The sequence below is a fragment of the Actinokineospora globicatena genome, assembly GCF_024171945.1.
GTDB lineage: Bacteria > Actinomycetota > Actinomycetes > Mycobacteriales > Pseudonocardiaceae > Actinokineospora > Actinokineospora globicatena.
Genome location: NZ_JAMTCR010000002.1, coordinates 1013240 through 1031738, shown reverse-complemented (window position 1 = coordinate 1031738; position 18499 = coordinate 1013240). Strand labels below are relative to the sequence as shown.

General features: G+C 71.4%; 13 protein-coding genes. 8 read left to right on the top strand and 5 right to left on the bottom strand.

Features of this window, described 5'->3' with window-relative positions:
- Positions 1 to 5: 5 nt before the first annotated feature.
- Complete coding sequence (locus LV79_RS04910) at positions 6 to 1238, top strand: pyridoxal phosphate-dependent decarboxylase family protein (protein WP_253832475.1); 1233 nt, start codon at positions 6 to 8, stop codon at positions 1236 to 1238.
- Here LV79_RS04910 and LV79_RS04905 read toward each other — a convergent pair.
- A complete protein-coding gene (locus LV79_RS04905) occupies positions 1235 to 3349 on the bottom strand; it encodes an MMPL family transporter (RefSeq protein WP_253832473.1) in 2115 nt (704 codons plus the stop codon). The genes LV79_RS04910 and LV79_RS04905 overlap by 4 nt on opposite strands.
- A gap of 157 nt (positions 3350 to 3506) precedes the next feature.
- Between LV79_RS04905 and LV79_RS04900 the strand changes: the two genes are divergently transcribed.
- Positions 3507 to 4241 carry a TetR/AcrR family transcriptional regulator gene (locus tag LV79_RS04900; RefSeq protein ID WP_253832471.1) on the top strand — a complete coding sequence of 245 codons (735 nt, stop codon included), beginning with the start codon at positions 3507 to 3509 and terminating at the stop codon, positions 4239 to 4241.
- Positions 4242 to 4253: 12 nt separating this feature from the next.
- On the opposite strand, the gene leuS is transcribed toward LV79_RS04900, so the two are convergent.
- Together leuS and LV79_RS04890 are read right to left on the bottom strand one after the other, a co-directional pair.
- On the bottom strand, positions 4254 to 7055 hold the full coding sequence (gene leuS, locus LV79_RS04895; RefSeq protein WP_253832469.1) for a leucine--tRNA ligase: 2802 nt from the start codon (positions 7053 to 7055) through the stop codon (positions 4254 to 4256).
- A gap of 192 nt (positions 7056 to 7247) precedes the next feature.
- Positions 7248 to 8375: an esterase-like activity of phytase family protein gene (locus LV79_RS04890; RefSeq protein ID WP_253832467.1), complete on the bottom strand. Its 1128-nt coding sequence runs from the start codon at positions 8373 to 8375 to the stop codon at positions 7248 to 7250.
- A gap of 66 nt (positions 8376 to 8441) precedes the next feature.
- On the opposite strand from LV79_RS04890, the gene LV79_RS04885 reads away from it, so the two are divergent.
- On the top strand, positions 8442 to 8849 hold the full coding sequence (locus LV79_RS04885) for an SdpI family protein (protein ID WP_253832465.1): 408 nt from the start codon (positions 8442 to 8444) through the stop codon (positions 8847 to 8849).
- Here the strand turns inward: LV79_RS04885 and LV79_RS04880 are convergent.
- Complete coding sequence (locus tag LV79_RS04880) at positions 8846 to 9418, bottom strand: YqgE/AlgH family protein (RefSeq protein WP_253832463.1); 573 nt, start codon at positions 9416 to 9418, stop codon at positions 8846 to 8848. The two genes, LV79_RS04885 and LV79_RS04880, sit on opposite strands and share 4 nt — an antisense overlap.
- Positions 9419 to 9675: 257 nt before the next feature.
- Here LV79_RS04880 and LV79_RS04875 point away from each other — a divergent pair, with 257 nt between their 5' ends.
- Entirely contained in the window at positions 9676 to 10962 is a 1287-nt protein-coding gene (locus LV79_RS04875; RefSeq protein WP_253832461.1) for an MFS transporter, read from the top strand.
- On the opposite strand, the gene LV79_RS04870 is transcribed toward LV79_RS04875, so the two are convergent.
- Positions 10879 to 12387 carry a CCA tRNA nucleotidyltransferase gene (locus LV79_RS04870; RefSeq protein ID WP_253832458.1) on the bottom strand — a complete coding sequence of 503 codons (1509 nt, stop codon included), beginning with the start codon at positions 12385 to 12387 and terminating at the stop codon, positions 10879 to 10881. The genes LV79_RS04875 and LV79_RS04870 overlap by 84 nt on opposite strands.
- 80 nt (positions 12388 to 12467) lie before the next feature.
- On the opposite strand from LV79_RS04870, the gene LV79_RS04865 reads away from it, so the two are divergent.
- From LV79_RS04865 to LV79_RS04850, 4 genes are all read left to right on the top strand, one after another.
- A complete protein-coding gene (locus LV79_RS04865) occupies positions 12468 to 13016 on the top strand; it encodes an NUDIX hydrolase (protein WP_253832456.1) in 549 nt (182 codons plus the stop codon).
- 21 nt (positions 13017 to 13037) lie between these two features.
- Complete coding sequence (locus tag LV79_RS04860) at positions 13038 to 15215, top strand: DUF6049 family protein (RefSeq protein WP_253832454.1); 2178 nt, start codon at positions 13038 to 13040, stop codon at positions 15213 to 15215.
- 20 nt (positions 15216 to 15235) lie between these two features.
- A complete protein-coding gene (gene murJ / locus LV79_RS04855) occupies positions 15236 to 16873 on the top strand; it encodes a murein biosynthesis integral membrane protein MurJ (RefSeq protein WP_253832452.1) in 1638 nt (545 codons plus the stop codon).
- Positions 16874 to 16942: 69 nt separating this feature from the next.
- The gene (locus LV79_RS04850; protein ID WP_253832450.1) at positions 16943 to 18499 is read left to right on the top strand and encodes a protein kinase family protein; all 1557 of its coding nucleotides are present in this window, start codon (positions 16943 to 16945) and stop codon (positions 18497 to 18499) included.

The following is an 18499-nucleotide window of genomic DNA, read 5'->3' as shown; positions in this document are numbered from 1 at the left end:
GCGGCATGGACCTGCCCGACGTCTCGCTCCCCGACCGCGGCGTGCCGCGCGCCGACCTGTTCGCCGACCTGCGCGCCCGCAAGACCGCTGACGCCGACTGGCGCGGCGGCCGGACGTGGAGCCTGGTGTACCCGGCGGGCGAGGACGTCGACGCGGTGCTGCGGGAGGCGCACAACCTCTACCTGTACGAGAACGCGCTCAACCCGTTCCGCTTCCCGTCCCTGGCGGACATGGAGCGCGAGGTCGTCGCCATGACCGCGGGCCTGCTCAACGCCCCAGCGGGCGCCTCCGGCTCGATGACCTCCGGCGGCACCGAGTCGATCATGCAGGCGATCCGGGTCGCGCGGGACCGGGCGGCCGCCGAGCGCGGCGTCACCGCTCCGACCCTGGTCGTGCCCCGCTCCGCGCACCCCGCCTTCGCCAAGGGCGCCAAGTACTTCGGCTTGGAGTTGGTGCACATCCCGCTGGCCGACGACCTCCGCGCCGACGTCACCGCCGCCGCGGACCTCATCACCGACCAGACCGCCCTGGTCGCGGGCTCAGCCCCCAACTACCCCCACGGCGTCGTCGACCCCATCCCCGAACTGGCCGCCCTGGCCGCCGCGCGCGGCATCCCGTTCCACACCGACGCGTGCGTGGGCGGCTTCCTGCTGCCGTTCATGGAACGCGCGGGCCTCGACGTGCCACCGTTCGACTTCCGCGTCCCCGGCGTCACCACCATGTCCGCCGACATGCACAAGTACGGCTACGCCACCAAAGGCGCATCAGTCCTCTTGCACCGCACCGGCGACCACGTCCTCCAGTACCAAGCCTTCCTGTACCAAGACTGGCCCGGCGGCCTCTATGGCTCCCTAGCCCTAGCAGGCGCCCGCCCCGCAGCCCCAATAGCCGCCGCCTGGACCGTCATGCGCTACCTCGGCACCGATGGCTACACCCACCAGGTCCGCCGAATCCTCACCACAGCCACCAAGATCCGCTCGGCCCTCACCGACCTGGACCTCACGATCCTCGGCAACCCCGTCGCCTCGGTCATCGCCTTCACCGGCCCCGAAATCATGCCCATCGGCGACCGCCTGGACGACCTCGGCTGGCACCTGGACCGCCAAACCCACCCCGACGCCCTCCACCTCATGGTCTCCCCAGAACACGACCGCGTGATCGACACCTTCCTCACCGACCTCCGCACAGCCGCAGCCAACCCCGGCGAGTCCCGGGGCACCGAGGCCCGCTACAGCTAGCCGACGCGTTCGAGTTCGCGGTTGTCTTCGGGGGATTCGACTTCGGAGAGGCCTGCGCGTTCTTGGAGGCGGCGGAGGGGGGCGGGGGCCCACCAGGTGGCGTCGCCGAAGAGGCGGAGGATGGCGGGGACGAGGAGCATGCGGACGATGGTGGCGTCGAGGATGAGGGCGACGATCATGCCGACGCCGACGAAGCGCATGGTTTGCAGGGTGGAGAGGCCGAAGGCGCCGGTGACGACGCCGAGCAGCAGGGCGGCCGCGGTGATCATGCGGCCGGTGCGGACCAGGCCGGAGCGGATGGCGTCGCGGGTGGACAGGCCGGAGTGGCGGGCCTCGACCATGCGGGACAGCAGGAACGTCTCGTAGTCGGTGGACAGGCCGAAGACCACGGCGCCGATCAGGACCATCATCCCGGCCTGGGCGGGCTGCGGGGTGACGTCGAGCAGGCCGGTGCCGTGGCCGTCCTGGAACACGAACACCAGCACGCCGAACGTCGCCGACAGGCTCAGCGCGCTCATCACGACCGCCTTGATCGGCAGCAGCACCGACCCGAACGCCAGGAACATCAGCACCAGGGTCGCGATGACCAGGATCGCCACCATCCACGGCACCCGCTCGCCGATGCCGTCCACCGAGTCCGCCACCAGCGCGGGGAACCCGCCGACCATCACCTGGGCCGACGACGGCAGCGCGCGCAGCCCGTCGATCGCGGACCGGGCCTCCGGCGACGACGAGTCCCCGTTGAGCGGCGCGGTGAGCAGCACGGTGTTGCCGCGCGCGCCGCTGGGCACGACGTCGACCACGCCCGGGACCTGCTTGGCCGCGGTGACGAACGAGCCGATGGCCGCGTCGTCCGGTGCGGCGGGGAAGCGCAGGACGATCTTGGCGGTGTCGTTGCCCGCCGCCGGGAAGTTGTCGGCGATGGCCTCGGCAGTGGCGCGGTGCGGGTCGCCCGGCGGGAGTTGGCGTTCGTCGGCGGCGCCGAACTGGGCGTTGGTGAAGGGGAACGCGAGCAGCAGCAGCACGGCCACGATCGGCACGACGAACAGGACTGGGCGGCGCATGACGGCGTCGGCGACCTTGCCGAGGAACCGGGACTCGCCGCGGTCGGCGCGGCGCCAGGGCACGGACAGCTTGTCCACGCGGTGACCGAGGATCCCCAGCAGCGCGGGTAACAGCGTCAACGACACCACGGCGGCGATCGCGACGGCGGACATACCGCCGTAGGCCATCGACTTGAGGAAGTCCATCGGGAAGACCAAGAGGCCTGCGAGCGCGATCACCAGCAGCGTCGCCGAGAACGCCACCGTGCGACCGGCGGTGGCGACGGTCCGCCTGACCGCGTCAGCCGGGGTCTTGCCCGCCGCCAGCTCCTCGCGGAACCGGCCGACGGTGAACAGGCCGTAGTCGATGGCCATGCCGAGGCCGAGCAGGGTGGCGACGTTCACCGCGAACGTGTTGATCTCCAGCCCCAGGCTCAGCAACCGCAGCACGCCCAGCGCCCCGAAGATCGCCAGGCCGCCGACCAGCACCGGCAGCGACGCGGCGACCAGGCTGCCGAAGATCAGCACCAGCAGGATCAGCGTCACCGGCAGCGAGATCGCCTCGGCGACGGCGAGGTCCGAGTTGGACCGGGCGGTCATCGCCTCCTCGGTCGGCACCCGACCACCCACCTGGGTGTCGACGCCCGGCACCGGCAGCGCGTCCTTGATCAGCGCGAACGAGTCCTGGCGGGCGTCGAAGGTGTCGCCGACCAGGGTGATCGTCGCCATCGCGAGCTTCTTGTCCGGGCTCGCGAGCGCGGGCTGCCGCGTGGACCAGTAGTCGACCTTGGACGCGACGGCGGACGCGGGCAGCGCGGCCAACGCCGAGGTGACCCGCTCGGCGACCGCAGGGTCGTCCACGTTCGGAGCGCCGTAGAGCACGACGACGTCGGCGGGCTTCTGCCCGAGCTCGTCCTCGATGATCCGGTTGACCTGCGACGACTCGCTCGCCGGGTCCTCGTAGCCACCCTGGGTCAGCTTGTCGAACACGCCGATACCCCAAAGACCACCACCCAGGGTGACGACCAAGGTGGCCACCAGCACGACCCAGCGCCTACGGTGGATCACCGATCCCCATGATGCGAACATTGGGTGCTTCCTCCGCGATCGCCGGGTTGCGTGCTCCGACGGTCTGGCGACCACCGGGAGGCCGGTTAACACCGTTCACTCGATCGTGCACACTACGGGGTAGTTAACGGCGTTCACAAGAGCACGGGGTAGGCACATGACGCAGGCCACACGCCGAGAACGCGATCGGGCGGCCACCGATCGGGAGATCCGCCAGCAGGCGCGGGCACTGCTGGTCAGCGACGGACCGGCCGCGGTCACCCTGCGCGCCATCGCCAGGGAACTGGGCATCACCGCGCCCGCGCTCTACCGCTACTACAGCTCCCGCGAGGACCTCATCGAGCACCTGCGCGCCGACGTGTGCGCGGACCTGGGTGCCGACCTGGGCAGTGGCCTGGCCGACCTCGACGAGTCCGACCACGTCGGCCAGGTGCTCGCCGTCTGCCGCGGCTTCCGCCGCTGGGCGCTGGCACACCCGCAGGAGTTCACCCTGGTCTTCGCCTCGCCGTCGCCGCCCGGCGTGTACTGCCCGGTCAGCGCCCAGGAGCAGGTGCGCGACTCGTTCGGCCGGATCTTCCTCACCGTCGCGGGCCGGGTGCTGGCCAACGGCCTGCCGATCACCCGGCCCGACCACGAGGTGCCCGACGTCCTCGTCGCCGACCTGACCCGCTTCCGCGACGACCTGCTGCTCACCATCACCGAGTCCGGTGTGGACATCGGCGCCGACCAGCTCGGGGTCGGCACCGCCTACGTGATGCTGCAGTTCTGGGTCCGGCTCTACGGCCAGGTCGCGCTCGAGGTGTTCGGCCAGTTCCCGTTCCCGGTGACGGACTCGCAGCCCTTGTTCGAGTCCATGCTGGCCGACCTCGTGCGCGACGTCGGGCTCGACTAGTGGCTCGACTAGCTACAGGACGATGTTGACCAGCCGCCCCGGCACCACGATGACCTTCTTCGGGGTGCCACCGGCGACCACCGCGGCCACCTTCTCCTCGGCAAGCGCCGCCGCCTTGACCTCGTCCTGCGAGGCGCCCGACGGCACCGTCACCCTGGCCCGGACCTTGCCGTTGACCTGGATCGGGTACTCCACGGTGTCCTCGACCAGGTAGCGCTCGTCGGCGGTCGGGAACGGGCCGTGCGCCAGCGACTCGGTGCCGCCCAGCTTCTGCCACAGCTCCTCGGTGATGTGCGGGCACAGCGGCGCCAGCATCTGCACCATCGGCACCGCGACCGACCGGGGCGCACCGTCGGGGAAGGTCTTGGTGATGTGGTTGTTCAGCTCGATCAGCTTGGCGCCCGCGGTGTTGTAGCGCAGGTTCGCGTAGTCCTCGTGCACACCCGCGATCGCCTTGTGCAGGGCGCGCAGCGTGGTCTCGTCCGGCTCCGCGTCGGTGACCCGCAGCTCACCGGTCTCCTCGTCGACCAGGTTGCGCCACACCCGCTGCAGGAACCGCTGCGCGCCGACGACGTCCTTGGTCGCCCACGGCCGCGAGACGTCCATCGGGCCCATCGACATCTCGTACATCCGGAAGGTGTCGGCGCCGTAGGTCTCGCACATCTGGTCCGGGGTGACCACGTTGCGCAGGCTCTTGCCCATCTTCCCGTACTCCTGGCGGACCTCCTTGCCGTCGAAGAAGAACTTGCCGTCCCTCTCGACGACCTCGGAGGCGTCGACGTAGACGCCGCGCTCGTCGGTGTAGGCGAAGGCCTGGATGAAGCCCTGGTTGAACAGCCGCCGGTACGGCTCCTCGCCGGAGACCTCGCCCAGGTCGAACAGCACCTTCTGCCAGAACCGGGCGTACAGCAGGTGCAGCACCGCGTGCTCGACGCCGCCGATGTACAGGTCGACGCCACCGGGGTCACCGGGGGTCTGCGGTCCCAGCCAGTAGCGCTCGTTCTCCGGCTCGACGAACCGCTCGCCGTCGGTCGGGTCGACGTAGCGCAGCTGGTACCAGCACGACCCGGCCCAGTTGGGCATCGTGTTGGTGTCGCGGCGGTAGGTCTTGGGGCCGTCGCCCAGGTCCAGCTCGACCTCGACCCACTCGGTCGCCCGCGACAGCGGCGGGGACGGCACGGTGTCGGCGTCCTCGGGGTCGAAGGTCCTCGGGGAGTAGTCGTCGACCTCGGGCAGTTCTACCGGCAGCATGCTCTCCGGCAGGGCTACCGCGGTGCCATCGGCGTCGTAGACGACCGGGAACGGCTCGCCCCAGTAGCGCTGGCGGGAGAACAGCCAGTCGCGCAGCTTGTACTGGATGGTGCCGTGGCCGTGGCCCTGCTCCTCCAGCCAGCCGATGACCCGGGCCTTGGCCTCGACGATGCCCAGCCCGTCCAGGAACCCGGAGTTGACCGCGGGGCCCTCACCGGTGAACGCCTCGCCGTCGAACCCGGCGGTCGGCTGCACGGTGCGGATGACCGGCAGGCCGAACGCGGTGGCGAAGTCCCAGTCGCGCTGGTCCTGACCGGGCACGGCCATGATCGCGCCGGTCCCGTAGCCCATCAGCACGTAGTCGGCGATGAACACCGGGATCCGGGCGCCGTTGGCCGGGTTGGTCGCGTACGCGCCGGTGAAGACGCCGGTCTTCTCCTTGTTCTCCTGGCGGTCCAGGTCGGACTTCATCGACGCCGTGCGCCGGTACGCCGCGATCGCCGCGCCGGGGGTCGCCGCGCCGCCGGTCCACCGGCTGTCCACATCGGACGGCCAGGTGTCGGCGGCGACCACGTCGACCAGCGGGTGCTCGGGCGCCAGCACGACGTAGGTGGCGCCGAACAGGGTGTCGGGCCGGGTCGTGAAGACCTCGATCCGCTCGTCGCCGACGCCGAAGCGCACCCGGGCGCCGTTGGACCGGCCGATCCAGTTGCGCTGCATGGCCTTGACCTTGTCCGGCCAGTCCAGCCGGTCCAGGTCGTCGATCAGCCGGTCGGCGTAGGCGGTGATCCGCATCATCCACTGGCGCAGGTTGCGGCGGTACACCGGGAAGTTGCCGCGCTCGCTGCGGCCGTCGGCGGTGACCTCCTCGTTGGAGATCACCGTGCCCAGGCCCGGCACCCAGTTCACCGGCGCGTCGGACAGGTACACCAGCCGGTGCTCGTTCAGCACGCCCTGCCGCTCGGCGTGCGACAGCTCGGCCCACGGCCGCCCGTCCGGGGTCGGCCGCTCACCCGAGTCGAACTGGGCGACCAGCTCGTCGATCGGCCGCGCCTTGCCCGCGTCGGCGTCGTACCAGGAGTTGAAGATGCGCAGGAAGATCCACTGCGTCCACCGGTAGTACTCCGGGTCGATGGTGGAGATCCGGCGCCGCTCGTCGTGCCCCAGGCCCAGGCGGCGGATCTGCCGGATGTAGTTGCCGATGTTCTCCTCGGTCGTCTTGCGCGGGTGCTGACCGGTGGAGACCGCGTACTGCTCGGCGGGCAGGCCGAAGGCGTCGAAGCCCATCGTGTGCAGGACGTTGCGGCCGTTCATCCGGTGGTAGCGCGCGAAGACGTCGGTGCCGATGAAGCCCAGCGGGTGCCCGACGTGCAGGCCCGCGCCGGACGGGTACGGGAACATGTCCTGCACGAACAGCTTGTCCGCGGGCACCGGCCCGGCCAGCGGCCCGACCGGGTTCGGCGCGTGGTAGGTGCCGTGCTGCTCCCAGTGGTCCTGCCAGCGCTGCTCGATGCGACCGGCCAGCGCCGCGGTGTACCGGTGGCCCGGCTGCTCGTCCGTCATGGTGGAAACGTCCCTCTCCGCGTTGCGTGGTCCGACCCGGTCCCGAAAAGCGAAAACCCCCCAGCCCGATGGGCATGGAGGGTTGCCGCGCTCACCAACAGGCGTTGGTCAGCGCGGCTGACTAAGGAGCAGGCGGGCCGTGCTCATGGCAGTGAGTTTACCCCACCCGGTCCACGTCATTTCGCCGACGGGCTAGAGCCGGACCGCCAGGGCCACCACCTGGGTGACCTGGGTCGCGCTGAAGTTGTCGTCACTGACCAGCAGCAACGACCGCTCACCGGTGCGCAGGCGCGGTCCCCAGGTGATCCCCTCGATGTTGTCCACAGTAGACAGGCCGAGGTCGGCGAGGTCGACGAGCAGCCGCTTGCGGACCGGCCGCACCCCGGTCGGGTCGGCCAGGTCCCGGTTGGCCACGTTGGTGGCGCCCTCGGTGTCGACCTCGAAGACGCGCACCTTGTTGCCGACACCGGTCACGAACGAGCGCTCCACGACCAGGAAGCGGGTCGGGTCGAGCGGGTCGACGGCCAGGATCGAGGTGACGCCGGTGGAGGCGAACCCGGTCGCCGGGACCGGCTTGGCGAAGACCGGCTCCTCCGGGTACGCGTACTGGGCGAGCTGGTGGCCGGAGCGGGTCTGCACCACGATCCGGGTCAGCGCGCCGCGCTCCGGGGTGGCGTCGGGGCCGTCCTGCAGCAGCGGGCCCTCGACCGTGGAGACGACCAGGCTGCCCGCGGCGGCGTAGGTCAGGCCCTCGAGGACCAGGTTCTGCCGCGGCCCCCGGTCGGCGGTGATCTTCAGGTTCGCGGGCAGCGGCAGCTCGCGGGCGAACGCACCGTCCCGCCTGGCGGAGCGGACCGACGGGTCGATCAGCAGGTTCGGGCGGCGATCACCCTCCTGGCTCCAGGTGTAGTCACCGGTCCACGGGTCGACGCGGATGTCCTCGGGGTCGACGGTGGTGCCGTCCCCGGTCGACAGCGGCGGGTAGGTCTTGCCGTCGGGGCGCAGCAGCAGCTTGGTCCCGGTGAACTCGACCGGCCCGACCCCGTTCGCGGTGACTTCGATGCGGGCGGTGTAGAACCGGGCGGGCTGCCGGTCGGACCGGTCGTCGCTGATCAGGACGTACCCGCCGGTCCTGGGGTCGCGGTCGATGCCGGAGAGGCCACCGACCGTCGTGCCCTGGAAGACCAGCGCGTTGGGGACCGTCCGCTCACCGATCAAGCGGACCTGGTGCCGCGGGTGCGCGGCCGCCGGCGCGGCGAACACCCCGACCGCGACGACGGCGGCGCAGAGGGCGGCTGTGGCTCTGGGGGCGCGAGACATGACGGGAAGCACACCGCACCAGGGTGTCCACGGAGTGGCCTCACGACGACCTCTTACCATCTGGACGTGAACCTCGTGCCGCTCGCGCCCCTGGTGGCCGGCCTCCCGCTCCTCGTCATCGGCGTCCTCGGCCTCACCGAACGCCTCCCGCGCAACCGCTTCGGCGGCGTCCGCACCCCAGCGGCCGTCCGCAGCCCCGAGGCCTTCCGCACGGCGAACAAGGTCGCAGGCCTCCCCACCCTGGTCGCAGGCCTGGTCGGCATCCTCGGCGCCACCGCGGGCTTCGCCCTCACCAGCACCGCCGCGGTCCTGACGGTTTCGGTGATCGCCATCATCGGCCTCATCGCCATCACCCTCGCCGCAGGCGTCCTCGGCAACCGCGCCGCCGAAGCCGTCCCCGCCCCCAAACCCACCCTCCCCGCAGGGTGCGCAGGCTGCCAATGCGGCACCTGCGACGTCCTCACCCGCTCCTAGTTCTCGCGGACGTCGCCGGGGTGGGTGGCTAGGAGGGCTAGGGGCATGCCTTGGCGGCGGAGGACTCGGCCCCAGAGGTCTTGGCCTGCGGGGGCCATGACGTCGGCGGGGAGGGCGGGGACGACTATCCAGTCGCCGCGGTCTATTTCGCCTGCTAGTTGGCCTACGTCCCAGCCGGAGTAGCCGGCGAAGACGCGGAGGCCGCGGAACTTGGGGGCCAGGGCCTCGGGGTCGGCGTCCAGGTCGACCAGGGCAACTGGGCCGCGGACGCCGATGAGGCCGGTGACGCCGTCGACGGTGACGCCGGTGCGCATGGCAGCCAGGCACAGGGCGGTCTTCTGCTCGACGGGGCCGCCGACGAAAACCGAACCGGGTTGGGTGACGTGCGGGCCCCAGTTCGGGAGGACGTCGTCGACCGGGACATCACTCGGTCGGTTGAGGACGACGCCCAACGTCCCCTCGCCGCGGTGGTCGATGACGTAGACCACGGTGCGGCGGAAGTTGCTGTCGAGCAGGCTGGGCGCCGCTACCAGCAGCGTCCCCGGTTCGACGTCGACATCGGACGGCACGACGACATGATCCCATCCGGACGGGGATCGCCGGGACCGGAGCCGGGAACCGCCGAAACACCGCGGGAACACCGGCGCGGTCCCGCGCGTTGGACACAGCGGTCGATGCCTTCGTGTCCCCCGGGCTCAACTAGAACCGCCTTCGTGGAATACCGCTCGGCTGGAGCCACGTCGCGCAACTCGCCGTGAGGCGACCGGGTGTCGGCCAGGATGGGCGGCCCTTTCGAGGGCCGCCCATCCCTATAGGCTCAGCCGTCGTGAGCACGGCCAAGACGGGATCCGACCACGAGGCCCACCACGCGCGTGTCGGGCCGCGGGCGTTGCTGGCCCTCGCGGGCTTCCGCAGGCTCCTGTTCACGCGTTTCTCCGCCCAGTGGGGCGATGGCCTCTTCCAGGCGGGGCTCGCGGGCGCGGTCCTGTTCAACCCGGAGCGCGAGGCCGACCCGCTGGCGATCGCCGCCGGGTTCACCGCGCTCCTGCTGCCGTACTCGATCATCGGCCCGTTCGCGGGTGCCCTGCTCGACCGGTGGGACCGCCGCCGGGTGCTGGTCGCGGCGAACGTCCTGCGCGGTGCGTTGATCGTCACGTCAGCTCTGTCTGTCGCAGTTGGCGCTAGCGGGACGACGCTGTTCACCTTGGCTCTAGTCGTCATCGGCGTCAGCAGGTTCATCAATTCGGGGCTATCTGCGTCGCTCCCACACGTCGTCCCCGTCCGGAACCTGGTCGAAGCGAACGCTCTAGCCACCACTCTCGGCGCGGTCATCGCCGTCCTAGGCGCCGGATGCGCGGTAGGCCTAAGAGCGATCTTCGGCGACGACAACCTCGGCTCAGGTACCACTACCGCCATCGCGTGCCTCGGTTCCGCCGGCTCAGCCTGGTTCGCGATCCGGTTCGCCAGGGGAGCGCTCGGCCCCGACGAGGTCAACGAGCCCTCCCAGACCGCGGTCGCCGTGGCGCGGGGCCTCTACGACGGTGGCCGCGCAGCGGTGAAGACCCCGACCGTCCTCGCCGCGTTCGTCGCCCTCTTGGCCCACCGGATGGCGTTCGGCGTGGCCCTCCTGCTGACCGTCTTGCTGATCCGGTTCCGGTTCGACGCGGGTCTCGGCGGACTCGGCCAGGTCGCGGGCCTGTTCGGCGCGGGCATCCTGCTCGCGGGCCTGGTGACCGCCCGGATCGTCGCCGCCATCGGCAGGCGCCGCGCCCTCGCTGGTGGCCTGCTGCTCGGCGCTGTCGCCGTGGTCGGCTTCGGCCTGCCGCTGACCATGCCGACCACGCTCGCCGCGGCCCTGGTGATCTCGTTCGCCGGGCAGGTCGTGAAGCTGTGCGTCGACGCGGCGGTGCAGCGCGACATCGGCGACGACCTGCGCGGCCGGGTCTTCGCCCTCTACGACACCTTGTTCAACGTCGCCCAGGTCGTCTCGATCGCGCTCGCCGCGCTGGTCGTCGCCCCGGACGGCGCGTCACCGCTGCTCGTCCTCGGCGCCGGTGCCTGCTACCTCGTCGGCGTCGGCGGGTTCGCCCTGGTCAGCCGCGGCCACGCCTAGTCCCTGCGCGCGCGCCCAGGACCGCAGCGCCGCCACCGCGTCGTCGTACTCCAGCGGGCCCTGGTCGAGCCGCAGCTCCTTGAGGAACGTCCAGGCCTTGCCGACCAGCGGACCCGGCGGCACGTCGAGCAGCCGCATGATCTCGTTGCCGTCGAGGTCCGGCCGCACCCTGGCCAGGTCCTCGTCGGCGGCGATGCGGGCGATCCGCTCCTCGAGCCCGTCGTAGGTGCGCTGCAGCGCGCTGGCCTTGCGGCGGTTGCGGGTGGTGCAGTCGGCGCGGACCAGCTTGTGCAGGCGGGGCAGCAGGTCGTCGGCGTCGGTGACGTAGCGGCGCACCGCCGAGTCGGTCCACTCGCCCTTGCCGTACCCGTGGAAGCGCAGGTGCAGGAACACCAGCCGGGCCACGTCCTCGATGACCTCCTTCGAGTACCGCAGTGCCCGCAAGCGCTTTCGGACCAGCTTGGCGCCGACCACCTCGTGGTGGTGGAAGCTCACGCCGCCGCCGGGCACGTGCCGCCGGGTGTCCGGCTTGCCGATGTCGTGCAGCAGCGCGGCCAGCCGCAGCACCAGGTCCGGCCCCTCGGTCTCCAGCGCGACGGCCTGGTCGAGCACCACGAGCGAGTGCTCGTAGACGTCCTTGTGCTGGTGGTGCTCGTCGATCTCCAGCCGCATCGACGGCAGCTCGGGCAGCACGTGCGCGGCCAGCCCGCTGTCGACCAGCAGCTCCACGCCGGTGCGCGGGTGCGCGCCGCACAGCAGCTTCGACAGCTCGGCCTGCACCCGCTCCGCGGTGATCCGGGTGATCTCCCCGGCCATCTCGTGCAGCGCCTCGAGCACCCGCGGCGCGCAGGTGAACCCGAGCTGGCTGACGAACCGGGCCGCGCGCAGCATCCGCAGCGGGTCGTCGGCGAAGGACTCCTGCGGGGTGGCCGGGGTGTCGAGCACCCGGTTGGCCAGCGCGTCGAGCCCGTCGTGCGGGTCGATGAACTGCCGGGTGGACAGGTCGATGGCCATCGCGTTGACGGTGAAGTCGCGGCGCACCAGGTCGGCCTCGATGGTGTCGCCGAACTGGACCTCGGGGTTGCGGCTGACCCGGTCGTAGGCGTCCGCGCGGAAGGTGGTGATCTCGCACTGGGCGCCGTGCTTGGCCGCGCCGACGGTGCCGAAGGCGATGCCGGTGTCCCAGACCGCGTCCGCCCAGCCGGTGACGATCCGCATGATCTCGCGCGGCCTGGCGTCGGTGGTGAAGTCCAGGTCGTTGCCGAGCCTGCCGAGCATGGCGTCGCGGACGCTGCCGCCGACCAGGTAGAGCCGGTGGCCTGCCGCGGCGAAGCGGGTGGCGAGGTCGTCGGCGACCGGTGAGACGCGCAGGAGTTCCACCACGGCGTTGCGTGCGGCGTTGGTGGTGGCGGACGTTCTGGACACGGTGGACGAGCGTATCCGCTCCACGACGCCCCGGGTCGCACGCCCGCCCCGACTGCGCCGTTCGCACTACCATCGCGGGCATGCCCCCGTCGTCCGGCAGGTCCCGAGGTGCCCGGTCCGGGCGCCGGTTCCGGCGCCGCGGCCGCAGGCTGACCACCGTCGACGAGACCTCGGCCGGTGGCCTGGTCGTCGACCCGTCGACCAGCGCGGTGGCGCTGATCGGGCGGTTGGACCGGCGCGGGCGGCTGCTGTGGTCGCTGCCCAAGGGGCACATCGAGCCGGGGGAGACCCCGGAGCAGACCGCGGTGCGCGAGGTCGCCGAGGAGACGGGCATCGACGGGGAGGTGATCCGCCCACTCGGCACGATCGACTACTGGTTCGTCGCGGACGGCACGAAGCGAATCCACAAAACCGTCCACCACTTCCTGCTCCGGGCCTACTCTTTCGAGCTGTCCGACGAGGACATGGAGGTGACCGAGGTCGCGTGGGTGGCACTCGACGAGTTGGACGACCGGCTCGCCTATGCCGATGAGCGCCGTCTGGTCCGCAAAGCCAGGCAACTACTCTCCGAGCATCCGCTCTCACCCGATCCGGTTGAGCGAGATCTACCTGAAGTCGGACGGGCCTGACCCGATGGCTGGAGAGAAGCCGTGACCACTCGACTGCGCCGCGCCGGTCTTGCGGCGCTGGCCGCCGTCTGCGCCGTGCTCGGCGCGCCCTTGACCGGCCAACCCGCCGCCGCGGCGGAACTGGCGGCCCGCCTGCGGGTCGACATCGACCAGCTCGTCCCCCGAGTGGTGGAAGCAACCACTCAAGCAGTGACCATCACCGGCCAGATCACCAATTCGGGCGACCGCCGGGTGGACAAGATCGAGGTCCGGCTGCAGCGCGGCGACGTGCTCGACACCGAGGCCGGGTTACGCGCGGCGCTCAGCGACCCGCAGCGCACCGACGCGCTGACCAGACCGGCGATCAGCTCCGCGTTCCAGCCCGTCGCCGGTTCGCTCGACCGCGGCCAGAGCGTCCCGTTCACCATCACCGTCCCGGTCAACGCCGACAAGGGCGCCCTGAAGCTGGACAAGCGCGGCGTCTACCCGGTCGTCCTCAACTTCAACGGCGTCCCCGACTACGGCCGGGCCGAGCGGGTCGGCGCGCTGAGCACGCTGCTACCGGTCCTGGCCGTCCCCGGTGGCGGCCCCGCGGTCCCGCCCGCGCAGCCCACCCAGCTCAGCGTGCTGTGGCCGCTGATCGACGAGCGACCGCGCCGGGTGCAGACCCCGACCGACGGCAGCCGCACCGTGTTCGCCGACGACGGCCTGTCCGCGTCGCTGTCGAGCGGGCGGCTGTTCACCCTGGTCGACTCCGTGCGCACGGCGGCCGCCGAGAACGCCTCGGCGCTGCGGTCCCTGTGCTTCGTCGTGGACCCGGACCTGCTCGACACGGTCACCGAGATGGCCGGGGGCTATCTGGTCCGCGCCGCCGACGGCTCGGTGTTCCAGGGCGCGGGCGCCCAGACCGCGCAGCTGTGGCTCGACCGGGTCAAGGAGCTCACCCGCGGCCAGTGCGTCATCGCGCTGCCCTACGCCGACGTCGACCTCGCCGCGCTCACCAGGGCGAACACCGGCGCACTCGTCAACATCGCGCTGGCGGAGACGGCGTCGGTCGAGACCACCCTCGGCACCAAGCCGCTGACCAGCACGGTCTGGCCGGACGGCGGCACGCTCGACGAGCGCACCCTGTCGGTGCTCGCCGCCGGGGGCCGCACCACGGTCATCTCCGACGCGGCCAAGGTCAAGGACCCGCAGGGCGAGGTGCCCTACACGCTCGGCCAGAACCTGCGGACCATCCCGTTCGACCAGCTCGTGGCCTCCTCGCTGGCGCCCAAGGCCCAGGTCGACGACGCGGGCGTGAAGACATCGTCGATCCAGAACGGCCTGGCCACGCTCGTCTTCCGCGGCGGCTTCCAGAGCACCCCCGGCCAGTCGGTGCTGGTCGCGCCGCCGCGCCGGTGGAGCGCGACCCCGGCCGAGCTGACCGTGTTCCTGCAGACCATGTGGTCGCTGGAGAGCCAGGGCTTCGTCCGCCCGCTGGGGCTCGACGGCCTGGTCAGCGGGCCGGACCGGGGCACGGCAGGCGGGCTGGAGTACTCGGCGACCGACAGCGCCGCCGAGGTGCCCGCCCCGGTGACCGCGCAGATCGCCGCCGTGGACGCGGTGCAGCGGGACCTGGTGGAGAACGTGCTCTTCGAGGACGACACCCGGCAGGTCGACCCGAAGGACCTCATCAAGCCGATGCGGTACGCGCTGGTCAGGTCGGGGTCCTCGGCCTGGCGCGCGGAGCCGGACCTGGCCCGCCGGGCCGCGGGGGCGGTCAACGACCAGGTCACCGCGCTGCTCTCGCAGGTGTCGGTGACCGATCCGGGCAGGCCGCTGTCGCTGGCGTCCAAGGACAGCCCGCTGCCGGTGTTCATCACCAACGGCCTGCCGGTCACCGTGCGCGCGAAGATCAACGTCGGCTCCACCCCCGGGCTCAAGCCGGAGGAGGCCGTCGTCGTCCGGATCCCGGCCAAAGCGGGCATACCGCGCTACCTGCCCGCCGAGGTCACGCGCTCCGGGCGGTTCACCGTCACGATCTGGCTCACCACCGACAGTGGCACCCTGCTCGGTAAGTCCTCCCGGTTGGAGTTGAACTCCACCTCGTACGGCAGCATCACCATCGCGGTGACCGGAACGGCCGCCGGGGTGCTGGTGCTGCTCGTCGGCCTGCGGTTGTTCCGCCGGATCAGAGCGGCCGGTCGGGCGCGGGCGGCGGCCGAGAGCGACCTGTGACTCTCGGGCAGGGACGGGCGATGGACGGGACGGCGACAGTGGCGAAGGACGAGCCTGCGGGCGGTTCGACGCCCTCGCTGGCCAAGGCGAGCGGCTCCATGGCGATCGCAACGCTGGTCAGCCGGATCACCGGGTTCGGCTGGAAATTGGTGATGACCTGGCTGATCGGGATCAACGTCACCACCGACTCGTTCACCATCGCCAACACCCTGCCCAACATCATCTTCGAGCTGCTGCTCGGCGGTGTGCTGGCCAGCATCGTGGTGCCGCTGCTGGTCCGCTCCCAGGACGACCCCGACGGCGGCAACGAGTACACCAGCAGGCTGCTGACCGTCGGCATGACCGGCTTGGCCATCGGCACCGTGATCGCGGTCGCCGCGGCCCCGCTGTTCACCACGATCTACGTCGACGGCACCACCGGCAAGGCCAACCCGGACCTGGTCACCGCGTTCGCCTACCTGCTGCTGCCGGAGATCCTCTTCTACGGCCTGTTCGCCCTGCTCTCGGCGATCCTGCAGGCCAAGCACGTGTTCGGCCCGACCGCGTGGGCGCCGGTGGTCAACAACGTGGTGATCCTGGCGACCCTGGTCGCCTTCTGGCTGATGCCGGGCGAGATCTCACTCGACCCGGTGCGCATGGGTGATCCGAAGCTGCTGGTGCTCGGTCTCGGCACCACGCTGGGCATCGTCGTGCAGGCCGCCGTGCTGGTGCCCGCGCTGCGCCGCAGCGGCTTCCGGTTCCGCTGGACCTGGGGGATCGACGCCCGGCTGCGCGAGTTCGGCGGCCTGGCGCTGTGGATCCTGGGCTACGTCGGGATCAGCCAGATCGGCATGGTCATCACCCAGCGGGTGCTCACCGCGGCCGCGGTCGGCGGCGTGTCGATCTACTCCAACGCCTGGCTGCTGTTCCAGCTCCCGTACGGGGTCATCGGCGTCTCGCTGCTGACCGCGATCCTGCCCAGGATGAGCAAGGCCGCCGCCGTCGGCGACACCCAGCGGCTGGTCGACGACCTGTCCACCGGCAGCAGGCTCTCGGCGGTGATGCTGGTCCCGATCAGCGCGGTGCTCACCATCACCGGCGCCGCGCTCTGCGTCGCGCTGTTCGGTGTGGGCGAGGGGGGCATCGAGCAGTCGCAGCGGCTCGGGCACGCGCTGGCCTTCTCCGCGTTCGGCCTGCTGCCCTACGCGCTGGTGATGCTGCAGCTGCGGGTCTTCTACGCGATGAAGGACGCCCGCACGCCGACGCTGATCATGGTCGTGATGACCGCGGTGAAGGTGCCGCTGCTCTACATGTGCGGCGCGCTGGTGCGGCCCGACCAGGTCGTCATCGCGGTGCTGCTGGTCAACTCGCTGACCTTCGTGGTCGGCGCGGTGCTCGGCCAGATGTGGCTGTGGGTGCGGCTGGGGAACCTGCACAGCAAGAAGGTCGTCAAGGTGATCGCGGTCTGCGTGCTGGCCAGTGGGGTGGGGGCGGCCGCGGCGTGGGGGTTGAGCACGGTGGCGCTGCCCACCGTCGACTCTGTGACCACGGCGTGGGTCAACCTGGCCGTCCAGGGACCGGTGGCCTGCGTGGTCGCGTTCGGTGTGCTGGTCGCGCTGAAGGTGCCCGAGCTCAAGCCCGCGACGAGCCGAATCACCCGACTGGTGCGCAGGGGCTGACCCGCTCCGTCACCGGTGACCGGCCGGATTCCCGTAGGCTCGGTGCCGAAGCGGCAGGTGGAGAGAGTGGTGACGACGAGGCGGACCGAGTACCCCGTTGGCGAGGGCGCGGCTGGCAACCAGGCCGGGCCCGGCTTCCTGGTCCCCGGCAGCGCGGTCGGCGACGGCCGGTACCGGCTGCTGGCGGAGTTCGGCCTCGACGAGCGGGTCAACGCCCACCTCTGGCGGGCGCAGGACAACCAGCTCCGCAGGGACGTGGGACTCACCCTCCTTGTGGGTGACCCGGCCAACGCCACCGCGGCCGGTGCGGCCCGCAAGATGCTCGAGCGCACCATGCACGCCGCCCGCATCACCCACCCGGGGACCTCGCGGGTGCTCGACGTGCTCGGCCCCGGCAACGGCATCGCGCCGAACGAGGGCCTGCTCGGCATCGTGGTCGCGGACTGGTCGCAGGGCACCGACCTGGTCGACGTCATCGCCGAGCACCCGCTGCCGCCCTCGACCGCGGCCCGGCTGCTCGAGCCGCTCGCCGCCGCCGTGGAGCTGGCGCACCACTCCGGGATGGTGCTGGGCATCGACCACCCGCAGCGGATCCGGGTCACCCCGGACGGCCTGCTGCGGCTCTCGTTCCCCGGTCCGCTGCCCGAGGCGACGCTGCAGGACGACGTGCGCGGCCTCGGCGCGATCCTGTACCTGCTGCTCACCGGCAAGTGGCCGTTGCGCAGCGCCCCCGGTCTGCCGCACGCCCCGCTCGCGCCGGACGGCCAGGTCGTCCCGCCGCGCGCGCTGTTCCCGTACATCCCGTACGAGCTGTCCTCCGCCGCGGTGCGCAGCCTGACCGACGACGCGACCGGCGGCATCCGCACCAGCTCGGGTCTGCTGCGGGTGCTGGAGCGCGCGAAGCTCAACGAGGACGCGACGCAGAGCATCAGCGCGATCCAGGACGACACCGAGGACGAGGACGACGACGGCGCGCTGTGGACGACCAAGCGCCCGCACAACGACCGGTCCAAGCGGCGCAAGCTGGCCATCGGCGTCACCGCGCTCGCCGTGGCCACCGTCGGGGTGCTCGCCTGGCTCGGCATGCAGCTGATCAGCTTCTTCGGCGACGACAGCCCCGGCGCCGGTGGTCCGACCGTGGTCGCGACCGCCCCGGGCAACGCCGAGAACAACCCCAAGCCGCCCACCCCCGGCCAGCCCATCCAGGCCGCGGGCGTGCAGGTCTACAACGTCAAGGGCACCCCGGACAGCCCGCGCCGGGCCAATCGCGCCGTCGACGGCGACCCGGCGACCTCGTGGAAGACCGACAAGTACCAGCAGCCGTTCCCGGCCCTCAAGCCCGGCGTCGGCCTGATGGCCTCCTTCGCCGAGCCGGTCCCGTTCGCCGAGGTGGTCATCGACTCGCCCAGCTCGGGCACCGTCGTGGAGATCCGCACCGCGCCGTCGGAGAAGCCAGGCCTGGACGAGACCAAGGTCATCGGCAGGGCCACCCTGCAGCCCGGCCAGACCCGGTTGCAGCTCGACAGCGCCGAACCGACCCAGCACCTGTTGATCTGGATCACCACCCTGGCCGACGGCAACGTATCCGAGATCACCGAGGTCGGCTTCCTCCGCGCTGCCCAATAG